Here is a 25,316-nt window from a genome sequence, read left to right on the forward strand (position 1 = left end):
TTTGGCAGCTTTTTTTATTTATTTTCAGCCGTTTGTTCGTAAAACAGGCTGGCTAAAATGACCATTACGACTGTTAAAAACGGAAGCATCAATTCAAGAGTCGCATGCTGAGCCATAAATTCATTCAATTTCACATCACGAACAATCATTTCACCGCCAGTAAAAGCCAAAAGAGCACTTCCTCCGTATAAAAGAAACGGGAACTTGGTGAAAGCGGCATGAATCAGCTTACTTCCCCAAATAATAATCGGTACTGAAATCATCAGGCCAAAAGCGGTCAGCAGCATGTTCCCTTTTGCCGCTCCTGCAACTGCAATCACATTATCAAGTGACATAAAGAGGTCGGCAATCACAATGGTCTGAACCGCACGCCAAAGGGAGCCGCTGCTTTTAATGCGAATTGATTCTTTCTTTTGCTCAATTAACAAATTGTATCCTATATAAAGGAGAAAAAGTCCACCGATAAATTGCAAATAAGGGATGGTCAATAAATAAACTGCGGCACCTGTCATTGTAATTCTCATCAGCACTGCCAAAAGTGTGCCGATCCATATGGCTTTATTGCGTTTGTCATTTGACAAGCTGCGGCTAGCCATCGCAATGATTAACGCGTTATCTCCGCCTAAAATCAGATCGATGCCAATAATCATCAGTAAGGATATGATCCATTCTGTTTCCATCCATTTCACCTCATGTCTAATAGAGCTCGTACAACCAATATATGAAGACAATTCAAATATATGTTTCTGTAAGTTTTCTCTGCAAAAAATGCGTTTTTATTTCTTTTATTCATGTTTTATCATAAAATAGACAGTACGAAGCAATACCTCAATTCTTTAAAAGGTTAACATGTAGACGGAACGGGTAAAGTGTAGTAAAGTACTATTAATTGGGAGCTTGTATGTCCCTTCAACATCTTATATAGAAGGGAAGGTTGGCAAAATGGAAATCGAAAGAATTAATGAACATACAGTGAAATTTTATATTTCCTACGGTGATATTGAAGACCGCGGATTTGACCGTGAAGAGATTTGGTATAATCGTGAACGCAGTGAAGAGCTGTTTTGGGAAGTAATGGACGAAGTGCACGAAGAAGAAGAATTTGCAGTTGAGGGACCGCTTTGGATTCAAGTGCAGGCACTTGACAAAGGTCTTGAAATTGTCGTGACGAAAGCCCAACTTTCTAAAGATGGACAAAAGCTCGAATTGCCGATTCCAGAAGATAAAAAAGATCAAACAGATGAAGAAAGTCTAGACGCACTGCTTGATGATTTTCAAAAAGAAGAGCAGGATCAAGAAGACCATAATGAGAAGGACAAAAAACTTCAACTTCAATTTGTGTTGAAAATGGATGACTTTGAAGATTTGATTGCACTTTCTCAATTAAATATGCAGGATTTTACCTCAAGTTTATATTCGTTTGAAAACCGTTATTATCTATATGTTGACTTCCACGAGGATTTGTCAGATGAGCAAGTGGAGAATAAGCTCAGCATTTTGCTTGAATATGCTCATGAATCAGTGGTCAGCATTTACAGACTGAAAGAATATGGTCAGCTGATTATCGAAGGAAATGCCCTTGAAACGATTCAACAGCACTTCTCGTAACCAACAAAAGTCGATTTCTATAGAGGAATCGGCTTTTTTATCGGAATGAATAGGTAAATAAAGAGATCGGCAAGGAGAAAATGAAATGAGAAATTTAGTCAAAGTTCTATTTTTTCTTATCATTACGATAGGTGCTTATTTAGTCATTCAATTAATTGCCGGTGATTTAGCGGTAAGTGTATTAAGTTCAGTCAGCGTTCTGTTCACTTTATCGATTATCTTCATCGGGTTTGTCATATTCTTGGAGAACCGGAATCCATCTCAAACGATAACGTGGCTTGTCCTGCTTGGCAGCTTTCCGTTATTCGGCTTTTTGTTCTATATTTTCTTTGGACGCAATATCAAAAAGCGCCGGTTGTTTGAAAAGAAAGCCATCCTGGACGAACAGTTAATCCAGGAAGATGAACATATTCATAGAGAAGCGATTGAGAAAATGACGCATATGGGTGATCATCAGCAGCTCTTATTTAAGCTGGCCCACAGACTTGGACATACCCCTATTACGTATCGCACGTCCTCTAAAGTCCTGACGAATGGAGAAGAAACATTCTCTCATATTTTTGAAGAAATCAAAAAGGCGACACATCACATTCATTTAGAATATTATATTCTCCGCCACGATGACCTTGGACAAGAATTAAAAGATATTCTCATTGATAAAGCGAAAAATGGCGTGATTGTCCGCTTTTTATATGACGATGTAGGGAGTTTAAAGCTCTCTCGTCAATATATTGCTGACCTCGAAAAGGCTGGCGTTCAGATCGTTCCTTTTTTACCCGTGAGGCTGCCTCTGTTAAATAATAAAATCAATTTCCGAAATCACCGAAAAATTGTCGTGATTGATGGAGAAGTTGGATTTGTTGGCGGGCTAAACATTGGAGACGAATATATGGGCAGAAGCAGACAATATGGATTTTGGCGTGACACCCATTTGATGATTAAGGGTGAAGCTGTTCGTGATCTGCAGCAGATTTTCATGCAGGATTGGTACTATATGACGAATGAGAGATGTGCAGGTGTGGAATACTTCAAAGATTTCACCCACATTGAGATTACAACAGAAGGCGTACAAATGATTGCTGGTGGTCCTGATAAACAGTGGGAGGTCATTAAAAATCTCTTTTTCTCCATGATTATCTCTGCCAAAAAGTCTATTTGGATTGCTTCACCATATTTTGTGCCGGATGATGATATTTTGTCTGCATTGAAAATTGCTGCATTAAGCGGAGTAGACGTACGGATTATTGCACCGAAGAATCCAGATAAACGGATCGTCTTCCATGCGTCCCGTTCATACTTCCCGGAGCTTTTAGAAGCAGGGGCAAAGGTGTATGAATATGATCAAGGCTTTATGCATAGTAAATTTATCATTGTAGATAGCGAGCTGGCTTCGATAGGCACGGCCAACATGGATATGAGAAGCTTTCATTTGAATTTTGAAGTGAATGCCTTCCTCTATAAAACGAAAAGCACTGAGAAGCTCGTGAACGACTTTTTAGGTGATTTAGAACAGTCGCACGAGATTGTCCCAGAAGAATTTGCAAAGAGACCGTTAAGGGTAAGACTCTTTGAATCAACAGCAAGATTATTATCGCCATTACTATAAAGATTGTATTTCCCCCCTTTTTATCAGGGGGTTTTTCATTTTCCTCAAGAAAACATCAGTAAAATCATATTTTCACACAATAAAAGCTCATTTTGCCTATTCGCTCTCTTATAGACGAACAAGCTATAATACGGTCATCAAAGACTAAGGGGCGAGCTGAATGAATACAGCGATCATGGATAATGGAAAGCTTATTCGAATTACACATCACTTATCTAAAAACAGGTTGGAGCATGTCAGGACGACGTGCAAATTTTACTGCCCTGAATGCAGGGAAGAAGTGCAATTAAAGCTTGGTGAACAACGTGTTTATCATTTTGCACATAAACAGCTGACAGCATGTCCACTAGCCTCAGGCGAAACGGCATATCATCAGGCGGGGAAAGAAGCCATGATGAATTGGCTTCAGCAGCTGGGACATAAACCGGTGCTTGAAAAGTATGTGTCAAAGGTTCATCAGCGTCCTGACGTGACCGTCTCTATTGGAGGAACAAGCTATGCAATCGAATATCAATGCTCAAATATTTCACGGCAAGAGCTCCGTAAAAGAACAGCAGGACTCCGCGAAGCAGGGCTCTTCCCTATATGGGTCCTAGGAGCAAATCGTTTAAAGCGAAAATCTGCCCAGCTCTTTTCCTTCTCCTCCATTCATTGGGGAATGCTAAGGGAATCACAGAAAGGAAGTCTGATTTTTTATTGTCCGCTCCAGAATCGATTCATCCATCTTGCTCAACTCCTTGTATTTCAACCAACGAAAATATGTGCTGCCATGACTGTCAGACCGCCAACAGCATACCGCAAACTTTCGGATATCCTATCGCCGCCCTCAAGCAAGCGTCAAGTTTCTAAGCAATGGCTAAGATGCATACAGCAATTTAGGCAGCGGCCTCCTCGCATTTTATCAAATGAAAGCAAACGGTTGAGAGACGTTTTTTATGAGCATCATCAAACAGCTTTCCCTTTTCTGCCGGCTGAATTATTTATCCCGCTGCCAGAAGCGTACATCTTTACAAGTCCCGTTTATGTCTGGCAGGGGTGTCTATATGATTGGATAATAAGGAAAAAAGGAAGCAGTCCAGTGACGATTCAACTGCTGATGAAAGAAATCAAGCGGTGTATCCAGATGAAAGAAGTAAAGCTTCGATATGGGGATGTTTCAATAGAAGAAATAAAAGAGGTTATCACATCATATGTTCATGCGCTTGTCAGACAAGGGTTTTTACACATGACGAAAGAGGGTAATTATGAAGTAGCGTCAAATCAAATGCCGATACAAACAGTAGATGAAGCGTTCAAACGAGATGCTTTCTTATTTCATTAGCATGTTTCATGCCCACTTTGATCATGATAAGAAAAAGGTGGTGCTGCGATTGAATAGAAAGAAACGCTTTTTTCTCATTTTTTTAGTCTGTTTGGTATTTATTTCTGCATATGATTTGACAAATATAGTTCAAAACAAAGAAGATAAATACAACACCAATTTCTTTCACTTTCCGAAAGGTTGGTTCAACACAACTTATGCAAGGGGGATTCATATGACTTCACAAAGCAAAAACAACCATTTACCAGACAGAAGCGAAGTAAAAGAAGAAAACAAATGGCGACTTGAAGATATTTTTGAAAGCGTCGATGCATGGAACAAGGAATTCGAAGCGGTCAAAAAAGAAATTCCTAAGCTCGCCCAATTTAAAGGCAAGCTCGCCCATTCTGCTGATGTACTGTATGAAGCCCTAAGCTTTCAGGATCAGCTTTCTGAAAAGCTTGGTAAGCTTTATACATATGCGCACATGAAATACGATGAGGATACAACTAACTCATCATTTCAAGCGCTGAATGATAAAGCATCGAATTTATTTACACAACTCTCTAGTACTTCTGCTTATATTGTTCCAGAGATTTTATCGATTCAAGAAGATAAATTGCAGCAGTTTATTCTGGAAAAAGAAGAATTAAAACTGTATTCTCATGCTCTTGAAGAAATTAATAAAGAACGTCCACATATTTTAAGTGAGGAGCAAGAGGCCTTATTAGCTGAGGCATCTGAACCTCTCTCAACTTCATCTACTACTTTTAGTATGTTTAACAATGCTGATATTTCGTTCCCTTCTGTAAAGGATGAAAATGGGGAAGAAAAGAAAATTACCCACGGCAACTTTATCACATTTTTAAACAGTGATGACCGTGAAGTGAGAAAGAATGCCTTTAAAGCTGTGTATAAAACGTATGATCAGTATAAAAACACGCTTGCTTCGACACTGAGTGGTTCGATTAAAAAGGATAATTTTTATGCAAAAGTACGAAATTATAAATCGGCAAGAGAATCAGCACTATCTCGAAACAGTATTCCAGAAGAAGTATATGACAATCTAATTGATACAGTTCATCAATATTTACCGTTATTACACCGTTATATTGAATTGCGTAAAAAGGTGTTAAAGCTTGATGAAGTGCACAATTATGACTTGTATACGCCACTTGTAAAAGATGCTGGCATGAAGCTAACCTACGATGAAGCAAAGGATTATATGCTAAAAGGGTTAGCGCCATTAGGAGAAGAATATGTGTCCGTGTTAAAAGAGGGACTCAATAATCGCTGGGTAGACGTTTATGAGAATAAAGGGAAACGTAGCGGTGCGTATTCATCTGGAAGCTATGGCACAAATCCATATATCCTCATGAACTGGCAAAATAATATTGATAATTTATTTACACTGGCTCATGAATTTGGGCACTCCGTCCACAGCTACTATACAAGAAAGCACCAGCCATATCCGTATGGAAACTACAGCATCTTTGTAGCTGAAGTAGCTTCTACGACAAATGAAGCGTTACTTGGCGAATACCTGCTGAATCATCTAGATGATAAAAAGCAGCGTTTGTATGTGTTAAATCACTTGCTAGAAGGATTTAGAGGAACGGTATTCAGACAGACGATGTTTGCTGAGTTTGAGCATTTGATTCATGTGAAAGCACAAGAAGGAGAGGCTTTAACGCCAGAATTCATGACGAACCTTTATTACGACCTGAATAAGAAGTATTTTGGAGACGGCATGGTTGTGGATAAAGAAATTGGATTAGAATGGACGAGAATCCCTCACTTCTATTACAACTATTATGTCTATCAATATGCTACAGGCTATAGTGCTGCACAGGCATTAAGCAAGCAAATCTTAGAAGAAGGAAAACCTGCGGTGGAGCGCTACACAGACTTCCTTAAAGCAGGAAGCTCTGATTATCCAATCAATGTGCTGAAAAAAGCGGGTGTTGATATGGCTTCCAAAGAACCAATCGAAGCAGCATGTCAATTGTTCGAAGAAAAATTGAAAGAAATGGAAGAGCTCATCTCTAAAACGGGTGAGTAATGAAAAGACTTCTGTCAGACGTGTGAGTGAAAACTCATCTTTTGACAGGAGTTTTTTTCACAAAAAAGACCTCTTCACATGTAGAGGCCGTTCATTATCATCAACCTTTAAATCCTTTAAAGGTCTTCCGGTGGTTCATTCGATAAAGTGTAAAAAGTATTGTAGCAAATAAGAGTGGCGATGTGAGATAAAGGGGAAGCATTTTCATTAAGCCTAATATGTTTAAAAAGAAACATAAGCCAATGGAAACAAGTCCAATGGTTGTGCTGCGCATGCAGATCCCTCCATTTTTTCGTTACTTTCACTATATGAAAGTGACAACCCTCTTATGTTTTGTGACAAAAATATGAACATATAGTATATCTGTTGTCATAAGTCGACAAAATTTGATATACTAAAGATGTGAAATTAATCACATACAAACATTACCCCTTTGTTTGACCGTGAAAAATTTCTCCCATCCCCTTTGTTGTCGTTAAGACATAGTGAAACCGCGCTTATCCCGGCGCGGTTTCTTCGTGGTTTAAAAAAGAACAAACGTTCCTTTTGAGGTAAAGAAAAAACATGGGTCAGCACCCATGTTCATTCTCACAGCGATAGACATCAATATCTGAATGATGATCATCTTCTTTATAGCGCCAAAACATTTCTTGATGCACTTGTACACGTTCGACTTTTTTAGCGAAAGCCAGCTTTTTCATTTCTCGTTCAACTTCATCAAGTGTCAGGTCATAAACGACCGCAATCTCTTTGGCAGATGCAAATTGAAAGTAAGCAATAAACCATTCAATTGGAGGCCGTTCTGAAGGGGTTGGTTTTTCACCAATCATTTCAAAAAGGATTTCCTCGTATACATCATAAGAGTACGCACCTGAAATTTTTAATCCTTCATCTCCGTTTACTGTATTAAAAAAGGCAAAGGTCGGAAGCTCAGACACGTCCATTTCAGCGGCAATTTTCATATCACATTTTAGTGCTTTGACAGCACTTTGAGAATGAATATCGCGCTGGAATTCCTCGATGTCTAGTCCAGCGCTTTTTGCATTTTCTAGCAGTACATGTTCACTTGTGACATCTTGCTGATGGCAAAAAAGTGATTCTTGAATGAGACGCAGAAATTTCATTCCGCATTTTCTGCCTTGAAGTTCAGCCGCTTTTAATGCAAGCGAGGCGAGATACGGTGAAGTCACAATTTGTTCAGACAGCATTTGTTCTTTTTTGGTCTGAGTTTTGGTCGCAAATTTCCCCCATGCTTCGGTCAGTAAATGCTTTTTTCGTTTTCGATTCAATGCATTAATACTAGAACTTGTCACCGTTCGTAAAGTGAAAAAACGGCCGTACTTCATTTTTAATTTTTTAATGGATGGTTCTAATAACCAGCAGTCTGGACTTAGAGGGTCAATGAATACATAGATTTCAATCGGCTTTTGAGGATGTCCGTGACAGTGTGAGAAATATTGATCGTGCGTATTGCAGCTCAAGATCGTCCATCCTTTTCAGGTGTTTGATTGACCATATGACGAGCCGTTAAAGAAAGTCGCTCAAATAAAAAGTCACGAATATCGCCGGTTAATCCTACTTGATCCATCGCATCCTCCATGCATTCAAGCCATGCGTCAGCCCGCTCCTCAGTAATTGGAAAAGGGAGATGTCTCGCCCTTAGCATAGGGTGGCCATGCTCCTCTGTATAAAGCGGGGGTCCGCCTAAATATTGCGTTAAAAACTGTTTTTGTTTTCTTGCTGTTTCTTTTAAGTCATCCGGGAAAATAGGATGAAGCAAAGGATGACACTTTACATTTTCATAAAAAGTATCAACAAGTTGCGATAGAAGTTCCTCTCCAACCGCTTCGTAAGGTGCGTTAAACGATTGTACCATGTTGACTACTCCTTTTACTCGTAGTTAATAGGATGAAGCGCCCTATTGTGAATTCATTTATTTCAAAAGTGATATTCAGTTTGTTCTATTTTAATGTTTCTATTCTTGTACTTATTTTAACAACCTCATCTCAATTCCACAAACAAACCGCTTTGGTCTATTGGAAATAAGGGGAGAGGTGGGTTCCGTGATCAATTGACCATATCATAACACATTCAGTCAAAAAAGGGTGAAAAGCGACATACAAAAAACCGAAGAGGTTATTCTCTTCGGTTTAAGCGAAATATTGTGCTGTAATTTTCTTTACATAATTTTGTGTTTCTTTAAATGGTGGAATGCCGCCGTATTTATCAACATTTCCTGAGCCTGCATTATAAGCAGCTAAGGCGAGTGAGACATTTCCATTATATTTCTGAAGCATTTGTTTGATATACTTCGTGCCGCCTTCGATGTTCTGGGCCGCATCAAAGGCATTATTCACGCCAAGTGACTTAGCTGTAGATGGCATAAGCTGCATAAGGCCAAGCGCGCCTGCATGGCTGACCGCATTCGTACGATAGCCAGATTCTTGCTTGATGACCGCATGAATTAGCTTTTCTGGAACACCATGTTTTTGAGCCATTTGTGACACAATTTGATTAATTTCCTTTGATGATGAGCCGCTTGAAACAGCCTTTTGAAGCGGCGGCGTGTAGCTGTTGTTTAAGACATTTCCAATACCATTTGCTGTATTCAATGGAGCGTCATTCGCATATGAAGGTTGAGCTTGAAGCTGCTCACCGCCAGCGATAGCAGATAAGTATGGGTTTGTACGCGCGTATTGCGTGTTCGGAGCCGTTGATGGGTCCGTTCCCATAAATGCAGAAATTGAAAGCGGCAGACGTGATAATTCTGATCCGCCTAAAAAATCTTGCAGCAGCGACTGAAATGAAGCTTGAGCATTCGATTCTTGGCCGCCCGGCATTTGCGTTTGTCCAGGGTCTGATTGTAACGTTTTAAGCGCTTGGAGCTGCATAAAGGATTGAAGTTGATTGACGTTCATCATGTTCCTCCTTCAAGGAATTCATCTATTCTGTGTTTTCATTTTCTCTTCATAAAAACGTACGACTTTGTTTTTCGTGTTTCGTACAGGGATTTGGAATTGTTGGAGCAATGCGGAGAATGCGGCTTGTCCGATTTCCAAGTCGCTCACTTCAAATTCAAGTTCATAGTCCTCTACTGTTAAATATCGGCTGTGATCCAAAACAATTAAGCCTTCTTTGATCATTTTTTCAGCTCTTGACGTTTCAAGTGAACCAAAATACACAATTTGATCCTTTTGAATGTTCAAATGATCTAGCCTGTCAGCCACTTCACCTTTTGGCAGCTGAAAATCGTCAAGGCTTGAAGGAGGAGCGATCGTTTGGTGGGTTTCGAGCAAGCCTATTTCGTGTGGTTCCTTTAACGTGAGAACCCACTGACCGTTTCTTTCTCTCATTCTTAATGCAGCGAATTGAGATTTTATATCAAATTGAGGTGTATCAAAGTAATGGTTGGTTTGCGTGTGAAAATCCGAATCCTTCAATTGAAAATGTTGTTTCAACTGTTCAAATTCTTCTTTCATTAACAATTGCTTTAGTTCTATTTCAATTTCCTGTGCCATTTTGACATCAACCTTTCATTTAGAGGAAATATGATTATTGTACATGAAGTATGTTCATCATGTAAAAGACTGTTTTTATCTATTATTTCTCTTTCCGCATGTGCCAAAATCAATGAATAATTACGTGAAAGGATCATTTATAAGAAGAAAATAGGTTTTTCTCAATAAGTTCGGTTTATCAATATTGAACTTGATATGATAAAATAAAGCTGTACTTTGTTGTAAAGGAGATCATGATGCAAAACCGAATTGAAATCGCAGAAGCAACTTTAAAAGAAGACAGGCTGATTTTGACGACCAAGTCAGAAGAGCAAATCCAAAAAGCAAAAGCATCAGGACAAATGCTTGTTGATTCTGATCACTTTGCGTTCGTTTACATACTTGAAAACGAGGAGTCCTTTTCATATCTTATCTTAGGGAAACATACATGGACTCCATTAAAAGAAGCAATGAATCTTGACATCCCTGTCTATTTGACAGCGGGAGGACATTCGTTAGAACTCATTCAGCTTCATCAAGAATTACATTATTTAATCGACAATATTAAAGACAATGCCAATTACGGAGATATGGAAGAGAAAGTGAAGAGCACATTCCTCTGAAATAATTAGGTATATGGAATTGGGGGAAGTTTCATGGACAAAAAACAATGGGATCAATTCCTCGCACCGTATAAACAAGCAGTCGAAGAATTAAAAGTGAAACTAAAAGGCATTCGAAAGCTGTATGAATTCGAGGATGACCATTCACCAGTAGAATTTGTTACAGGCCGAGTGAAACCTGTTGCCAGCATATTAGAAAAGGCAAAGCGTAAAAACATCCCAATGCATGAAATCGAAACGATGCAGGATATTGCTGGGCTTCGCATTATGTGCCAGTTTGTAGAAGACATACAAGTCGTGAAAAAAATGCTCCAGTCACGAAAAGACTTCGTGGTTGTTGATAAACGCGACTATATTGCAGAGCATAAAGAAAGCGGATACCGTTCGTACCACCTTGTTGTGTTATATCCGCTGCAAACGATTAATGGAGAGAAGCAGCTCCTCGTCGAAATCCAAATTCGTACACTTGCGATGAATTTTTGGGCGACCATTGAGCATTCTCTGAATTATAAATATAGCGGGAATATCCCGGAGAAAGTCAAGCTGCGCCTTCAAAGAGCTTCCGAGGCAGCATCTCTTCTTGATGATGAGATGTCTGAAATTAGAGGGGAAATTCAAGAAGCACAAGTGGCATTTTCCCGGAAAAAGAAAAACGATAGCTGAGCCTGTGCTTGATCAAATATGATGCTGCCCTCTCATAGCAGCAAGGTGGAAAAGGAGAAGAATTCATGAAATTTGCAGTTTCTTCGAAAGGGAATTCTGTATCTGACACACTCAAAAGTAAAATTCAGACCTACTTATTGGATTTCGGGATGGAACTCAATGAAGAGGAACCCGATCTTGTCATTACGGTTGGTGGAGACGGCACCCTTCTTTATGCGTTTCACCGTTATAGCGACCGTCTGAATGAAACAGCTTTTGTCGGTGTTCATACAGGTCATCTTGGTTTTTATGCTGACTGGGTGCCAAGTGAAATTGAAAAACTCGTTTTAGCTATTGCGAAAACCCCTTATCACATTGTGGAATATCCGATCTTAGAAGTCATTGTCAGATACAACGATGGCGGCAGAGAAGAGAAATATTTAGCCATGAATGAATGTACGATTAAAAGTATGGAAGGGACACTTGTGGCAGATGTTGAAATTAGGGGTCAGCTGTTTGAAACATTCAGAGGTGACGGTCTTTGTCTGTCTACGCCGTCTGGCAGTACAGCCTATAATAAAGCACTTGGGGGCGCCATTATTCATCCTTCCATTAGAGCCATTCAGCTGGCAGAAATGGCTTCAATCAACAACAGAGTGTTTCGAACGGTCGGTTCGCCGCTTATTTTACCAGACCACCATACTTGTGTCATTAAACCGAGGAATGATGTCGATTTTCAGGTAACCATTGATCATTTGACGCTGCTTCATAAGGACGTCAAATCCATTCAATGCCGGGTAGCAGACGAGAATGTCCGCTTTGCCCGATTTAGACCATTTCCGTTTTGGAAAAGGGTGCAAGATTCCTTTATCGGAAAAGGTGAATAAGAAAGAGGTCGTTCTCGCTGGAATACTTTACACTAAACAAAACCATGACAGCCAAAGAAGAAGGGCTGCTTTTAAAGGATTATTTAATAGATATTGGCATTTCGAAAAGAATGCTGACGGATATTAAATTTGATGGCGGTGATCTCCTCATTAATGGAGAGCATGTGACTGTGAGATACAAGCTGCATAACGGAGACAGGCTCACCATTTTATTCCCAGAGGAAAAAGTGAGTGAAGGGCTAAAGCCTGCTCCAATTCCGCTTGATATTTTATTTGAGGATGAGCATGTCCTTGTGCTGAATAAAAAGCCATATATTCCGTCCATTCCTTCTCGGGAGCACCCAGAGCACAGTATTGCGAATGGATTGCTGCATCATTATGCAGAGCAGTCTGTTCGGCTGACGGTTCATTTAGTGAACCGCCTTGATCGTGATACATCTGGCGTCATGCTTGTGGCCAAGCATCGCTTTGCCCACAGCCTTTTATCAAAAGCGCAGAAAGGTGGAGCGGTCAAACGAACATACAGAGCGTTTACACATGGCATGATCAAAGAAAAGCATGGAACCATTCGTGCAAAAATTGCCCGAAAAGGAGATAGTATCATTGAGCGAATGGTCGATGATACTGGACAGGAAGCTGTGACGCATTTTACAGTGCGAGCGGTGGATGCTGAGTTGAACATGTCAGATGTGACGCTGGCACTTGAAACGGGGAGAACCCATCAAATTCGTGTTCATATGCAGTATCTTGGTCATCCGCTCATCGGAGATACGTTATATGGCGGGACGAGTGAGCGGATGAACCGGCAGGCACTTCATAGTGAGACTCTTGTCTTTCCTCATCCGATGACTGGGGAGGAAATGACATTCTCGGCTCCGCTTCCAGAAGACATGAAATCATTGCTGCTTTAAATAGAGAAACCCGGCTACCTGCAAGCGCAGGACCGGGTTTTTTTATGATGTGAAATGCTGAAACCTTGAATCGTCATAAGGCATAGAGGAAGGAACAGAAACCGTTTCAAGCTCAGGATATTTAAGGGCAGACAGCCGGTGGCCAAATACACAGCCTGTATCAATGTTGACAGTTCTGCCAACGAATCGCGGTTCTTTCACTGGTGTATGTCCGTAGACAATCCATGGTTTTCCGCGATATTCCTTTGCCCAATCCTTCCGCACAGGTCGCCCATCCGGCCACGTTTCTCCTGTGACTGCGCCAAATAATAGATAGGATCGCATCTGTTTGTTCGGCTTTCTTCCAATGTCCTTTTCCTTCATCGCTGCGTGAGCAATCATCAGTTCATCAGGAATAAGTACATCGTAAAGCGGAGCCTTCTCAAATAGCTGCTTAAATTCATGTGACAATTTGGTTTGTTCATGAAGGGGCAGCTTTTTTATTTCGTTCACTGTGGTTTCAATGCCATGAAGTAATTTCACCGGATTTCCTTTTAAATAGCGATAAAGCTTAAAGCAATGGTTGCCAGGTACGTAGCGGATCGCGCCGTGTGCGTAGGCATGAATGACAAATCGCATGACATCTACTGACTGAGGTCCTCGATCTGTTAAATCACCGACAAGTGCTAGCGTTCTCTTATCAGGATGGACGGGTAATCCATGTTTGAATTCGTATCCTAGTTTGTGTATGAGGGCAAGCAGCTCTTCGTAGCAGCCGTGGATATCACCAATGATATCAAATTTCATAAGATTTCCTCCTGATTTTTCTCATCCATTCATCGGGGTTAAAGAAGTTTGAATTTTAGAACATATAACGAATGGCTTTCTTTTCATTTAGGCAATTGTTAGAATCAATGCTTTAACGTAAACCTTAAAAGATTAAACATCAATGTTAGGAGGCTTTAGCCAATGGAGCATACATCTGTTTCATCACTCGTTGTCGTTATTATTGTCGCCTTTTTCACCCCACTTTTATTGCACCGATTTAAGCTGACCATTCCGGTCGTTGTTGCTGAAATCATCATGGGGCTCATCATTGGAAAAAGCGGTCTTCAACTGGTAGTTGAACATGATGCATGGTTAGATACGTTATCCATGCTCGGTTTTATTTTTCTGATGTTTTTAAGTGGACTTGAAATAGATTTTTCTTCTTTCGAGTCAAAGAAGAAAGCACGAGAACTACCAAATGGTCTAAAAGAACCGAATACGTTTAAAGCAGCCACTATTGTTTTTCTTGGCGTATTTAGTATTTCTTTTATTCTGTCCTATGCGTTTGTCCTTGCAGGGTTTATCCAAAATGCCTTTTTAATGACGCTCATTATATCGACGATCTCATTAGGGGTAGTGGTTCCCACCTTAAAAGAGGAAAAATTGATGCAGACGAATATCGGTCAAATCATCTTGCTTGTCGCTGTCATTGCGGATTTGGTGACGATGATTTTACTTGCTGTATTTTCCTCCATTTATGGCGATGGTACAGGGAATATGTGGCTTCTGCTCTTATTATTTGCTGCGGGCATCCTTCTTTATTTATTTGGCCGCGTATTTAAGACAAAGTCAATTTTTCAGTCCATGTCAAAAGGGACCGTGCAAATTGGGACAAGGGCGATCTTTACTCTCATTATAGTCTTAGTTGCTTTATCTGAATCACTCGGTGCTGAAAATATTCTTGGGGCGTTTTTAGCGGGCGTACTTGTGTCCCTTCTTTCGCCGAATAAAGAGCTTGTCCAGCAGCTGGATTCATTTGGCTACGGATTTTTGATCCCCATCTTCTTTGTGATGGTCGGAGTGGATTTGAATATATGGGCACTGTTCAAGGACCCAAACATTATGATCATGATCCCGCTGCTATTTATTGCATTACTGATTAGTAAACTCATCCCGATTCTTTATTTGAAAAAATGGTATGACATGAAAAAAGTGATCGGCTCTGGCTTTTTATTAACATCGACATTATCACTCGTCATTGCAGCTGCGACGATCGGGGAGCGGCTCGGAGTCATTGATCATAAAATGTCCGGCGCGCTAATTTTAGTCGCGATACTCACGAGTATTTTAACGCCAGTTTGGTTTAAAGCACTGTTTAAAAAAGAACAAGCTGTGAGCCATAAAAAACGTGTGACCTTTATTGGTGCAAATCAGCTGACCTTACCTGTCACACTCGATTTACATCAGGATGAATATGATATTCGAATTTTGCATGTCTTTCAAGAAAATAAAGAAGCGATGCTCGCCGACTCCATCTTTGAAGTCGAATCAATTGAAGAGTACGACGATGAGACGCTGCGAAAGGCAGGCGTTGGCCAGGAGGATGTCCTCGTCGTCGCAACAGGCAGTGAGACGAAAAATAAGGAAATTGCTTTATTTGCAAAGGAAGAAGGAGCAAAACAAGTCATTGCGAGTGTGAGCAAAGCTGAGGCAGAGCTAACATTGAAGGAAGCGGGCATTGATACGTTTTCTAATTTCCTATCATCTAAAACGGTGCTAAGAGCCTTGATTGAAGCACCGGATGCGATTCGATTATTAACAAATGAGGATACTTCCTTGTATCAAATTCAAATGAACAATCATCGCTACCACAATGTCATGCTGAGGGAATTTCCGTTTACCGGCAATTTGGTCTTTGTCCGTATTTTCAGAGGGATAGACAGCTTAGTACCACATGGAGATACGACGCTTAGAAGTGGTGACCGTGTGCTTGTGTCGGGCTCTCGTGAGTATGTAGCAGGACTTAGAGCCCAATTAGAGTGAGAATGAACCCTTGACCAATGAACAATTCCTGATTAAGATAGAAGTACAACATCATATATTTGATCCACTAGGGGAGTCCTTTAAAAGGGCTGAGATAAAAGTATCGACTTTTAGACCCTCATTACCTGAACAGGTTCATACCTGCGTAGGGAAGTGGTGCGGTTTTTGATTATGCTTTTTACAAATTCCAAGCCACTTTCCATACGGAAAGTGGCTTTTTTATATGGAAAAACAGGAGGAGAGAAACATGACATTTTCAACTGAATGTAAAGAAGCAGCAGCACCATGGTGGAATGGAAGCTTTACACACCCCTTTGTGAAAGGGATTGGCGATGGCACGCTGTCACTCGATCGTTTCACGTATTATGTGATGCAAGATTCATATTATTTAACTCATTTTGCAAAGGTGCAAGCATATGGAGCGGCAATTAGTGAGGACTTACATACGACGGGCAGAATGGCGTATCATGCGCAGGGAACGTATGAAGCAGAGCTGTCGCTGCATAGAAAGTTTACAGAGCTTTTAGAGATTTCAGATGAAGCCATCGAGAACTTTAAGCCTTCTCCCACTGCATATGCGTATACGTCTCATATGTACCGATCTGTGAAAAGCGGACGATTCGAAGAGATATTAGCTGCGTTATTGCCGTGCTACTGGCTTTATTATGAGGTGGGTGAAAAGCTGAAACAAACCACACCTGACCATCCGATTTATCAGGAATGGATTTTGACATATGGAGGGGATTGGTTTAAGGAACTTGTCTTTGAACAAGTCAACCGCTTTGATGAACTAGCCGAAAAAGCACCAGAACATGTACGGGCCAATATGAAAGAAAATTTTGTGATTTCAAGCTATTACGAATACCATTTCTGGGAGATGGCGTATCAAAAAGAAATGTGGCAAACAGCATGCTTAGATGGGGTTGGTGCAAATGGAACTCCACGCAGTGACAAATGATTCGCTTCCTGCGGGTGAGCTGATCAAACAAATAAAAAACATTGCACCTGAAGTGGATTTTATTCATATCCGGGAACGGTCTAAAACAGCAAGTGAGCTTGTTGATCTCGTGAAAGGTCTCCTTTTAGAAGGTGTACCGAAAGAGAAGCTCATCATCAACGACAGAGTAGACGTTGCACTGCTCACCAATATTCACCGGGTACATCTCCCGGGCCATAGCTTTTCGCCAAAAGAGCTGCGGCAAAAATTCCCTCATCTTCATGCGGGCGTCTCTGTTCATTCGATTGAAGAAGGGAAAGCAGCTGAGAAAAATGGAGCAGAGTATGTCATATTTGGGCACGTATATGACACCACTTGTAAACCAGGACTTCAGGCAAGAGGCGTACAGCTTGTGAAAGAACTGACATCTCTACTATCTATTCCAGTCGTGGCAATCGGTGGTGTGACACCTGACCGCATTCCAGAATTGAGACACGCGAATGTGAAAGGGATTGCTGTCATGTCTGGAATTTTTACTCATCATCAGCCGCGCAAGATGGCACAAGCATTTTCTAAACAAGTAAAGGAGCATCCTTATGAAGAAGCATTATGATGTGGCAATCATTGGTGGTGGAATCATAGGGATGTCCATTGCCTATCACCTTGCAAAAGCAGGAAAGCAGGTCGTCTTATTTGAGGCGAATGAGGTAGGGAAGCAAACGACAAGTGCGGCTGCTGGGATGCTTGGTGCACATGCTGAAGGAGAGGGTCATGAGGATATTTTTTTTCAAGTAGGCAGAGCAAGCCAGGCATTGTACGAAAAGTTAAAAGTCGATCTACAGCATGAATCTGGCATTGATATTCGAACATCAGCGGGCGGTATCATGAAGGTAGCCTTTACCGAAGAGGAGAAACAAGCACTTTGCCGGATGCAGCATTTGTCTTCATTTGAGTGGATGGACGCAGGCAGCGTAAAAAAATGCATGCCTCAAATGGCAGAGAATATCCTAGGAGCAGGTTTGATTAAAGAGGATGTTCATGTCGAACCTTATGCGGTATGCCGAGCATTTTGGCAGGCGGCGGTCAGGTACGGGGCAGAAGTGAAAGAGTGTACACCCGTGATCGAAGTGAAGCGGGAGAAAGAAGCGTTAGCAATTAGAACAACGATGGGAACATTCACATGTGATGAACTAACTGTAGCAAGTGGTGTATGGTCTGGCCATTTTTTTGAAGAGCTTGGATTATCTCATTCTCTTTATCCAGTAAAAGGGGAATGTGTGTCTGTATGGAATCATGGTCCAGCACTCCAACACACCATTTACCATGATCATTGTTACATCGTTCAACGAGATAGCGGCAAACTGATCGTTGGCGCAACGATGAAGCCAAACGAGTGGCAAACTGTTCCAACGCTTGGCGGTATCGAAGCTGTTATTCAAAAGGCGTCACAGCTGATGCCTTCGATCAAGGAGATGCCGATTGATCAGTGCTGGGCTGGCCTTCGTCCGGCGACAAGCGACCAGCATCCCTACATCGGAAGACATCCAGAAGATCGGCGTATTCTTTTTGCTGCTGGTCATTACAGAAATGGTATTTTACTTGCTCCGATTACTGGAAAGATCATTCGCGACCTGATATTAGGTGAACCGGTCAAAAAAGAATGGCTTCACGCATTTCGTATTGACCGAAAGGAGGCACTGTTTGTATGAAAATTCAATTGAATGGCAGAATCGTTGATTTCGATCAAGAGAATGGAACGATCTATGACCTGCTATCAGACTATCAGCTTGAAAATCGAGTAGTGATTGTGGAAAAGAACCAAGAAATTATTGATAAAGAAGCGTTTCAACAAGTGAAAATTCAACCTAATGACACGATCGAAATCGTTCACTTTGTAGGAGGAGGATGACAACATGCTGCATATTGGCGGAAAAACATTCACATCTAGATTATTACTTGGTACAGGGAAGTATCCATCATTTGAAGTTCAAAAAGAAGCCGTGAACGTATCAGAAGCAGAAATATTAACCTTTGCTGTGAGAAGAATGAACATTTTCGAAGCATCTCAGCCAAACTTTTTGGAGCAGCTTGATTTATCAAAATATACGCTGCTTCCGAATACAGCTGGTGCTAGTACAGCGGAAGAGGCAGTTCGTATTGCTCGATTAGCGAAGGCTTCTGGACTGTGTGACATGATCAAGGTAGAAGTCATTGGCTGCTCAAGGTCTCTTCTGCCAGATCCAGTCGAAACGTTAAAAGCATCCGAAATGCTACTCGAAGAAGGATTTATCGTGCTGCCATATACATCTGATGATGTGGTACTGGCAAGAAAATTAGAAGAGCTTGGTGTCCATGCCATCATGCCAGGTGCTTCGCCGATTGGTTCAGGGCAAGGCTTACTAAACCCTTTGAATCTCTCATTTATTATCGAGCAGGCAAAGGTACCGGTGATTATTGATGCTGGTGTAGGTTCTCCAAAGGATGCGGCTTATGCGATGGAGCTAGGGGCTGACGCTGTATTACTGAACACCGCTGTGTCAGGTGCAAAGGACCCTGTGAAAATGGCTAAAGCCATGAAGCTGGCGATTGAATCAGGAAGGCTAGGCTTCGAGGCGGGACGTATTCCTTTGAAAAACTACGGGACAGCAAGCAGTCCGCTGGAAGGAATGCCGGCATTTTGAGCACACGTTATTCACGACAAGAGCTCTTTCAGCCAATCGGCATAGAGGGGCAAAAGCGGTTAAATGACTCAAAGGCTGTCATTATTGGTGCAGGAGCGCTTGGAACAGCTAGTGCGGAAATGCTCGTTCGTGCTGGCGTTGGATCTGTCACCATTTTGGATCGAGATTATATTGAATGGAGCAACCTTCAGCGTCAGCAGCTTTACACGGAGCAAGATGTACAGGATCGACTGCCAAAGGCTGTGGCAGCTGAAAATAGACTCAAGCAGGTGAACAGTGACGTGCATGTCAAAGGAATTGTCATTGATGTGACCGCTGAACATATTGATGAACTTGTCAGCGGGGCTTCGATTATCGTGGATGCAGCGGATAATTTTGAGGTAAGAATGATCGCTAATGATGCTGCTGTCAAACATCAAATTCCATTCCTTTATGGAGCTTGTGTCGCCAGCTATGGTATTCAATTTACTGTCATGCCAGGTGAAACGCCGTGTTTACACTGCCTGCTTGAACATTTACCCGCACAAGGCATGACATGTGATACAGCCGGTATCATTAGTCCAGTTGTGCAGCAGGTCGCATCATATCAAGTGGCAGATGCCCTGAAGTGTTTAACAGGTCATCAAGTGACGCCAATTTTAAGATCCTTTGATTTATGGACCAATGAGCGGTCTGACATCCGATCAACCAGCTCTTTAAAGAAGAAGCAATGTCCAAGCTGCGGACTGAAGACATATCCTTTTCTCTCCTATGACAAGAGAGCGAAAGCAGATGTACTATGCGGCCGCAATACGGTCCAAATCCGCAGTGCAGCCGAAACCCCGCCGCCATTAAACGAAGTGGCTCTTCGGTTAAAGAAAGCAGGGATGGATGTCCTTGAAAATCCGTATTTGCTTTCCTGTCAAAAGGATGAATATAAGCTTGTCTTATTTAAAGACGGCAGAGCTCTTGTCCATGGCACAAATGATATGGCAAAAGCAAGAACCATTTATCATCAATGGATTGGCTAATGAGAGGTGTGATGAAATGACGATCAAAAAAGCATTCACAATTGCAGGTTCTGATTCTGGCGGCGGAGCAGGCATTCAAGCTGATTTAAAAACCTTTCAGGAGCTCGGTGTGTTCGGAATGTCTGCGATCACAGCGATTACAGCACAAAACACACTAGGTGTTCACGGAGTATATCCGCTTTCAAACGAGGCGTTAGAAAGTCAAATTGATGCAGTGGCAGAGGATTTACTGCCAGATGCCGTCAAAACAGGAATGCTGTGGAGCGCAGACATGATCAAGATAGTTGCTGAAAAAACGGTTCAATATGACATGAAGCTCATTGTCGATCCAGTGATGATCGCAAAAGGAGGCGCTTCTTTATTAAATGAAGATGCGGTCACAGCGTTGAAAACACACTTGCTGCCTGTCAGCTATGCCGTAACGCCGAATCTTCCTGAGGCAGAAGTGCTGACAGGCGTGCGGATTCAGACAAAAGAGGATCGCTATCTAGCAGCGGAGCGCCTATATGAGCTTGGAACGAAACATGTCGTGATCAAAGGCGGTCACGGTCCATCTGGCGGGATGATTACAGACCTGTTGTATGATGGAAAAGGCTTTATAGAAGTCACAAACGAACACATTGATACCCCGCATACACATGGCACAGGCTGCACGTTTGCAGCGGCATTAACAGCTGAAATTGCGAAAGGATACTCCATGAGGGAGGCTTTTGACACAGCAGAAACCTTTGTCCATGAAGCCATCAAGTTCCCTTTGAATATTGGGGCTGGACACGGACCTACCAATCACTTTGCTTATCAGCAAAACCGGCTCAAACGATAAGAAAATCGAACCGTCTTCATTTGCGAGGACGGTTTTTTGATGAAAAAGAAACTTTCTTTCTGCGGAAATTGTCATTCTCTCATGATCTGTGATAATATTATGATCAGGTACTAATACTATGTCTTGAAAAAATAGGAGGCTTTATTACATATGAACTTTTCTTTAGAAGGCCGTAATATCGTGGTAATGGGTATTGCCAATAAACGAAGCATCGCTTGGGGAATTGCCCGCTCACTTCACGAAGCTGGAGCTCGTTTGATTTTTACTTATGTTGGAGATCGTCTTGCTAAATCTGTAAAAGAACTTGCAAGCACACTTGAGCGTGATGATTCAATCATTCTTCCATGTGACGTGACAAGTGACGAAGAAATCGAAAAATGTTTCGCTACAATTAAAGAAAAAGTACAAGTCATTCATGGCGTTGCGCATGCGATTGCATTTGCAAACAAAGAAGAGCTTGTCGGTGAATACTTAAACACGAACCGTGAAGGTTTCCTTTTGGCGCACAACATTAGTGCATACTCTTTAACAGCTGTAGCAAAAGCAGCACGTCCATTGATGACAGAAGGTGGAAGCATTGTCACGCTTACATACCTAGGCGGAGAGCGTGTAGTATCTAACTACAACGTAATGGGTGTAGCGAAAGCAGCACTTGAAGCAAGTGTGAAATACTTAGCAGCTGATTTAGGCGCAGAAGGTATTCGTGTGAATAGTATTTCTGCTGGTCCAATTCGTACGCTGTCTGCAAAAGGCATCAGTGGTTTTAATACCATTCTGAAGGATATTGAAGAGCGTGCACCGCTTCGCCGTACAACGACTCCTGAAGAAGTTGGCGATACAGCTCTATTCTTATTCAGTGATCTATCACGCGGCATGACAGGTGAGAATCTGCATGTTGATTCTGGCTTCCATATCATTGCTCGCTAAACAACTAAATGATTTGCAGCATACCGAATAAGGGTATGCTGTTTTTTATTTTTCTTCTGATTTGAGTCGTCCGCTCATATATATAAGGAATGAATCATTCGGGAGGGATTAGTATGTCAAATAAAGGTGATGAGAACCAGAAGCCGCTTATGTATATTGTTCAGCCGAGCTATGATGAATCAATGCCGGCCATGCAAAATATTGTGAGAAAGCGAAAGAAATCAGAAAAACCACAAGAAAGTCCTAAGAGTGAAAAAGATGTGATCGAAGAAAGTATACACGAGGAACCTGTGGCTCAAGAAATCGAGAAGAAAAAAGAAGCCGAGCCGCCTGCGCGTCAGCAAGAGCAAAACATGATGAGAGAAGCAGAACTTACCCAAGAAGAAGACATCACAAAAGAACCAGAGCTTACTCAAAAAAAAGACATCACAAAAGAACCAGAGCTTATACAAGAACGAAAACCTCAGCGAGAAGAGGAGAAGCCGCCAGAAGGCGTTTTTCATGAAACAAAAGAAGAACCTAGAAGAAAACGAGTGAAAAAGCCTTTAAGTCAGATGAGCATTGACGAAAAAGTCGATTTTCTCACAAGCCTGCCTCATAATATGCCAAGAGCCCTTTGCCTAATTGAAGCTGATGGTAAAACATATAGAGGGATTATCATGGATCGAAAAGAAGATACAGTGGTCATTCGAACAGCGGGCGGGGGAAATCCAGTTGAATTAGCAATAGATGAAATTTCCTCGATTCATCCACTTGGCTTTTAACGAATAAAAAAAGTCCCATAGAGGGACTTTTTTTGTTAGCAGTTACGGTTGATGAGTCGTGGATTTAAGCACTCGATTGCGCAGAAGCAGTCAAGATCTACTTCAATGCAATACTTCGATTTTTCTAATCGGAACACATCACATACGGAATCTTTGTCTGTAAAATCTAAAATATGACGGTCTTTGTCAAATGCGATAAGCAAGCTGAGTGTTGCGCAGTGGTCAGAGATGTGTTCGACTCTGAAAAATGTAGTGCTGAAGCAAGGACCTGCATCTACTTCTCCGACGTTTCCGAATGCGACGAATGGTTTTGATTTGGATGTAAAGAGAACAAACGGGACAGTGTCACCTAATGAATGGGATGAAGAAAGGAGATTGCTGTAACAGCTGGTCGGGCATTCTTCTTCGACGGCATTTTGTAAGTCGTTAATATTTTCAACAGCCTCTGCTACACAGCTCCATGAATGTTTGCGGCTCATATTCAACCCTCCTATACTAGGAATTTTGTTTGAGTGTTTGAGCACTGTCATCATCTACAAGCTATCTTTGCCGGCTGATACTTCTACTTTCAATCAATGCGGCAGCGGCAGCTCTTATGCTGACTGCTCCGCATGATTGACTGTCATTCGTAAGGAAGGGGATGCTTTGACTCATGACAAGTTAGATCAACGGCCGGTTGATTTAGCCGTGGTGATGATGCTTTTTATCTTTCGATGGCATGACTCTGTCGACAAGCTCTGGGTTTAAGCATTGGATTGCGCAGAAGCAGTTTAGATCAACCTCAATACAAAAGTCCGTTTTCTCTAAACCAAAGAAGTCAGGGTCACAAGGGTGACACACGCTTAGCGTATGTCCGTGTACATCAACAGGTCTTAATACAGATAACGTAGCACAGCAGTCGTGTAATTTTTCAACCCGGAAGAAAATGGATTCGAAGCATTGGCAATCGTCAACAAATCCTCCAATGTTTCCGAAAGTAGAGAACAATCCGCCCTTTTTATCGAAAAGTAAAAACGGAATCGTATCTTTTCCAGAAACGGTTGGGCTTAATAAATTACTGTAGCAGCTCGTAGGACATTTATCTTCTACGGCTTCCTGCTCTGCTAAAATCTTATCAACCGCATCGCATACACAGTTTTCATCATGTCGGCCATGGTGTTTTCCGCAGCTCATGGATTTCAGCTCCTTTAACAAGGTATTTGACTTTAGTCCTTAACAACATATGTATGCGCCCTCTAGTTGGTGTGGGTAAATGACCATTTATATTTGTTGTATTTTTATAAAAGGAAAAGCAGAGCTTTTCGCTCTGCTTTTGGACATTAGAGGATACCGATTGCAACGATTAGCGCAGCTAAAATTTGTACAAGCGCTTGAACTGAAACTGCTACATCTGCATCGACTGTTGTAACACTTACATCTCGAGAATTTTCAATGACAAGTTTTTGACGGTTTGCTTGTTTAGATGACGTTAACTGTACTAGATCTTGTGCGATTTCATCAGCTAAGTCATTGTCAGCAATCGAAATGTTAATAATTGCAACTAAGGCCAGCTGTATCGCTACTTGAATAGAAACTGCGATTTGAGCATCAACTGTAGAAACATTGATATCGCAAGAATCCCTAATAATGATGACTTCTTCTGAAATTTGCTTATTTTGCGAAAATTGCTCCGCTATTTGTAAAACGTTTTCGTCATCATCACAATGGTCATGACATACAGGCTTTCTATCGAAGTGATGGTGGTGTTCTTGATGTGTACAGTTGCGATCAAGTGCTACCCATGAATAAGGTTTTGATTCCATATTCTCTTCCTCCTCTCGTTTACTTTATTAAATGCGAAATATTGATTTTGGATTGAGGCAAATACCTTGATATAAGCACCCATTTTTATTCATTGTTGTTTTATTCAGTCTCCTTTCGCTGATGAATACGATGTCTCAATGTGTTTGTTCTTTTTCCACGCCTAGTTTTTGAATCAGTTGCTTCTGGTTGTTGAGCAACTTGAGTTTCTTCTTGACGTTTTTTTTCTTTCTGTGATTCAACAAAATCATTTGCCTTCTTTTGAAGGTCTTCAACTAATTTTAAAATATTTCTTTTTTGTTCATCATCTAAAGGGCGTCTATTTTCTGCTGTAATGTTGTACTTATTTAAAACATCACTGACAAGCAGGCTGGTTAAAGGGTCTACATTTGTATCAATATTGTAATCTTGTTTTTTATTATTTTCAGACAAGCTATTTCACCTCTTT

Annotated in this window: 29 protein-coding genes, 1 pseudogene and 1 riboswitch; of the genes and pseudogenes, 19 read left to right on the top strand and 11 right to left on the bottom strand. The window is 41.3% G+C overall.

Annotated features, from left to right (window positions below; all coding sequences use genetic code 11):
* Window positions 1-14 precede the first annotated feature (14 nt).
* Complete coding sequence (locus MHB79_RS05710; protein ID WP_050945279.1) at window positions 15-680, bottom strand: TerC family protein; 666 nt, start codon at window positions 678-680, stop codon at window positions 15-17.
* Window positions 681-855: 175 nt separating this feature from the next.
* On the opposite strand from MHB79_RS05710, the pseudogene MHB79_RS19015 reads away from it, so the two are divergent.
* The 5 genes and pseudogenes from MHB79_RS19015 to pepF form a co-directional block, all read left to right on the top strand.
* Window positions 856-976: pseudogene (locus tag MHB79_RS19015) on the top strand (hypothetical protein); the annotation flags it as partial.
* Window positions 943-1,608 (top strand): adaptor protein MecA, encoded by a 666-nt coding sequence (mecA, locus tag MHB79_RS05715; RefSeq protein ID WP_050945278.1) that lies wholly within the window; start codon window positions 943-945, stop codon window positions 1,606-1,608. The pseudogene MHB79_RS19015 and the gene mecA, both read left to right, overlap by 34 nt.
* 85 nt (window positions 1,609-1,693) lie before the next feature.
* Window positions 1,694-3,214 (top strand): cardiolipin synthase, encoded by a 1,521-nt coding sequence (gene cls, locus MHB79_RS05720; protein ID WP_050945276.1) that lies wholly within the window; start codon window positions 1,694-1,696, stop codon window positions 3,212-3,214.
* A gap of 160 nt (window positions 3,215-3,374) precedes the next feature.
* Window positions 3,375-4,535: a competence protein CoiA gene (locus tag MHB79_RS05725; RefSeq protein ID WP_106030386.1), complete on the top strand. Its 1,161-nt coding sequence runs from the start codon at window positions 3,375-3,377 to the stop codon at window positions 4,533-4,535.
* 214 nt (window positions 4,536-4,749) lie between these two features.
* A complete protein-coding gene (gene pepF, locus MHB79_RS05730) occupies window positions 4,750-6,576 on the top strand; it encodes an oligoendopeptidase F (RefSeq protein WP_340989266.1) in 1,827 nt (608 codons plus the stop codon).
* A 100-nt stretch (window positions 6,577-6,676) separates the two neighbouring features.
* On the opposite strand, the gene MHB79_RS05735 is transcribed toward pepF, so the two are convergent.
* From MHB79_RS05735 to MHB79_RS05755, 5 genes are all read right to left on the bottom strand, one after another.
* Window positions 6,677-6,850 carry a hypothetical protein gene (locus MHB79_RS05735; protein WP_003211988.1) on the bottom strand — a complete coding sequence of 58 codons (174 nt, stop codon included), beginning with the start codon at window positions 6,848-6,850 and terminating at the stop codon, window positions 6,677-6,679.
* Between the two features lie 295 nt (window positions 6,851-7,145).
* Window positions 7,146-8,057, bottom strand: a complete 912-nt coding sequence (locus MHB79_RS05740) for a ClpXP adapter SpxH family protein (protein ID WP_268493137.1) — start codon at window positions 8,055-8,057, stop codon at window positions 7,146-7,148.
* Window positions 8,054-8,452: a globin domain-containing protein gene (locus MHB79_RS05745; protein ID WP_008355333.1), complete on the bottom strand. Its 399-nt coding sequence runs from the start codon at window positions 8,450-8,452 to the stop codon at window positions 8,054-8,056. The genes MHB79_RS05740 and MHB79_RS05745 overlap by 4 nt, the downstream gene beginning before the upstream one ends.
* Window positions 8,453-8,726: 274 nt before the next feature.
* Window positions 8,727-9,494 (bottom strand): lytic transglycosylase domain-containing protein, encoded by a 768-nt coding sequence (locus tag MHB79_RS05750; protein WP_253622727.1) that lies wholly within the window; start codon window positions 9,492-9,494, stop codon window positions 8,727-8,729.
* A gap of 21 nt (window positions 9,495-9,515) precedes the next feature.
* Window positions 9,516-10,094 carry a CYTH domain-containing protein gene (locus MHB79_RS05755; RefSeq protein ID WP_003212158.1) on the bottom strand — a complete coding sequence of 193 codons (579 nt, stop codon included), beginning with the start codon at window positions 10,092-10,094 and terminating at the stop codon, window positions 9,516-9,518.
* Between the two features lie 236 nt (window positions 10,095-10,330).
* On the opposite strand from MHB79_RS05755, the gene MHB79_RS05760 reads away from it, so the two are divergent.
* The 4 genes from MHB79_RS05760 to MHB79_RS05775 all read left to right on the top strand — a co-directional run bounded on the left by MHB79_RS05760 (window position 10,331) and on the right by MHB79_RS05775 (window position 13,136).
* On the top strand, window positions 10,331-10,696 hold the full coding sequence (locus MHB79_RS05760) for a UPF0738 family protein (protein ID WP_003210805.1): 366 nt from the start codon (window positions 10,331-10,333) through the stop codon (window positions 10,694-10,696).
* Window positions 10,697-10,729: 33 nt separating this feature from the next.
* Complete coding sequence (locus MHB79_RS05765; protein WP_003211990.1) at window positions 10,730-11,359, top strand: GTP pyrophosphokinase; 630 nt, start codon at window positions 10,730-10,732, stop codon at window positions 11,357-11,359.
* A gap of 65 nt (window positions 11,360-11,424) precedes the next feature.
* Window positions 11,425-12,225: an NAD kinase gene (locus tag MHB79_RS05770; RefSeq protein ID WP_003211364.1), complete on the top strand. Its 801-nt coding sequence runs from the start codon at window positions 11,425-11,427 to the stop codon at window positions 12,223-12,225.
* Between the two features lie 44 nt (window positions 12,226-12,269).
* Window positions 12,270-13,136, top strand: coding sequence for an RluA family pseudouridine synthase (locus MHB79_RS05775; protein ID WP_106035864.1), 867 nt, complete (start codon window positions 12,270-12,272; stop codon window positions 13,134-13,136).
* A gap of 42 nt (window positions 13,137-13,178) precedes the next feature.
* On the opposite strand, the gene prpE is transcribed toward MHB79_RS05775, so the two are convergent.
* Complete coding sequence (gene prpE, locus MHB79_RS05780) at window positions 13,179-13,922, bottom strand: bis(5'-nucleosyl)-tetraphosphatase PrpE (protein WP_003211819.1); 744 nt, start codon at window positions 13,920-13,922, stop codon at window positions 13,179-13,181.
* A 162-nt stretch (window positions 13,923-14,084) separates the two neighbouring features.
* On the opposite strand from prpE, the gene MHB79_RS05785 reads away from it, so the two are divergent.
* The 10 genes from MHB79_RS05785 (at window position 14,085) to MHB79_RS05830 (ending at window position 23,068) form a co-directional block, all read left to right on the top strand.
* Window positions 14,085-15,926, top strand: coding sequence for a monovalent cation:proton antiporter family protein (locus tag MHB79_RS05785; protein WP_340989273.1), 1,842 nt, complete (start codon window positions 14,085-14,087; stop codon window positions 15,924-15,926).
* A gap of 59 nt (window positions 15,927-15,985) precedes the next feature.
* A riboswitch (TPP riboswitch) is annotated at window positions 15,986-16,095 on the top strand.
* 78 nt (window positions 16,096-16,173) lie between these two features.
* Window positions 16,174-16,884 carry a thiaminase II gene (gene tenA / locus MHB79_RS05790; RefSeq protein WP_003211004.1) on the top strand — a complete coding sequence of 237 codons (711 nt, stop codon included), beginning with the start codon at window positions 16,174-16,176 and terminating at the stop codon, window positions 16,882-16,884.
* Window positions 16,859-17,476, top strand: a complete 618-nt coding sequence (gene tenI, locus MHB79_RS05795; RefSeq protein ID WP_003211366.1) for a thiazole tautomerase TenI — start codon at window positions 16,859-16,861, stop codon at window positions 17,474-17,476. The genes tenA and tenI overlap by 26 nt, the downstream gene beginning before the upstream one ends.
* Complete coding sequence (thiO, locus tag MHB79_RS05800; RefSeq protein WP_003211712.1) at window positions 17,460-18,572, top strand: glycine oxidase ThiO; 1,113 nt, start codon at window positions 17,460-17,462, stop codon at window positions 18,570-18,572. Before tenI ends, thiO begins: the two co-directional genes overlap by 17 nt.
* A complete protein-coding gene (gene thiS / locus MHB79_RS05805) occupies window positions 18,569-18,772 on the top strand; it encodes a sulfur carrier protein ThiS (RefSeq protein WP_003210896.1) in 204 nt (67 codons plus the stop codon). Before thiO ends, thiS begins: the two co-directional genes overlap by 4 nt.
* A gap of 4 nt (window positions 18,773-18,776) precedes the next feature.
* A complete protein-coding gene (locus MHB79_RS05810) occupies window positions 18,777-19,544 on the top strand; it encodes a thiazole synthase (RefSeq protein WP_340989276.1) in 768 nt (255 codons plus the stop codon).
* Entirely contained in the window at window positions 19,541-20,554 is a 1,014-nt protein-coding gene (locus MHB79_RS05815; RefSeq protein WP_106030379.1) for a thiazole biosynthesis adenylyltransferase ThiF, read from the top strand. Before MHB79_RS05810 ends, MHB79_RS05815 begins: the two co-directional genes overlap by 4 nt.
* A 16-nt stretch (window positions 20,555-20,570) precedes the next feature.
* Window positions 20,571-21,377: a bifunctional hydroxymethylpyrimidine kinase/phosphomethylpyrimidine kinase gene (gene thiD / locus MHB79_RS05820; protein ID WP_340989279.1), complete on the top strand. Its 807-nt coding sequence runs from the start codon at window positions 20,571-20,573 to the stop codon at window positions 21,375-21,377.
* A 150-nt stretch (window positions 21,378-21,527) separates the two neighbouring features.
* Window positions 21,528-22,304: an enoyl-ACP reductase FabI gene (gene fabI, locus MHB79_RS05825; protein ID WP_340989280.1), complete on the top strand. Its 777-nt coding sequence runs from the start codon at window positions 21,528-21,530 to the stop codon at window positions 22,302-22,304.
* A 113-nt stretch (window positions 22,305-22,417) separates the two neighbouring features.
* Window positions 22,418-23,068: a CotO family spore coat protein gene (locus tag MHB79_RS05830; RefSeq protein WP_003211290.1), complete on the top strand. Its 651-nt coding sequence runs from the start codon at window positions 22,418-22,420 to the stop codon at window positions 23,066-23,068.
* Between the two features lie 35 nt (window positions 23,069-23,103).
* Here the strand turns inward: MHB79_RS05830 and MHB79_RS05835 are convergent, their stop codons facing one another.
* The 4 genes from MHB79_RS05835 to MHB79_RS05850 form a co-directional block, all read right to left on the bottom strand.
* Window positions 23,104-23,547: a CotY/CotZ family spore coat protein gene (locus tag MHB79_RS05835; protein ID WP_144523679.1), complete on the bottom strand. Its 444-nt coding sequence runs from the start codon at window positions 23,545-23,547 to the stop codon at window positions 23,104-23,106.
* 202 nt (window positions 23,548-23,749) lie between these two features.
* On the bottom strand, window positions 23,750-24,241 hold the full coding sequence (locus MHB79_RS05840) for a CotY/CotZ family spore coat protein (protein ID WP_003211658.1): 492 nt from the start codon (window positions 24,239-24,241) through the stop codon (window positions 23,750-23,752).
* Between the two features lie 146 nt (window positions 24,242-24,387).
* Complete coding sequence (locus MHB79_RS05845; protein WP_003212213.1) at window positions 24,388-24,870, bottom strand: spore coat protein; 483 nt, start codon at window positions 24,868-24,870, stop codon at window positions 24,388-24,390.
* Between the two features lie 100 nt (window positions 24,871-24,970).
* Window positions 24,971-25,300 carry a hypothetical protein gene (locus MHB79_RS05850; protein WP_034619991.1) on the bottom strand — a complete coding sequence of 110 codons (330 nt, stop codon included), beginning with the start codon at window positions 25,298-25,300 and terminating at the stop codon, window positions 24,971-24,973.
* Window positions 25,301-25,316 lie beyond the last annotated feature (16 nt).

Origin of the sequence: Bacillus sp. FSL M7-0558 (assembly GCF_038003245.1) — a bacterium.
In the GTDB taxonomy this organism is placed as follows: domain Bacteria; phylum Bacillota; class Bacilli; order Bacillales; family Bacillaceae; genus Bacillus; species Bacillus pumilus.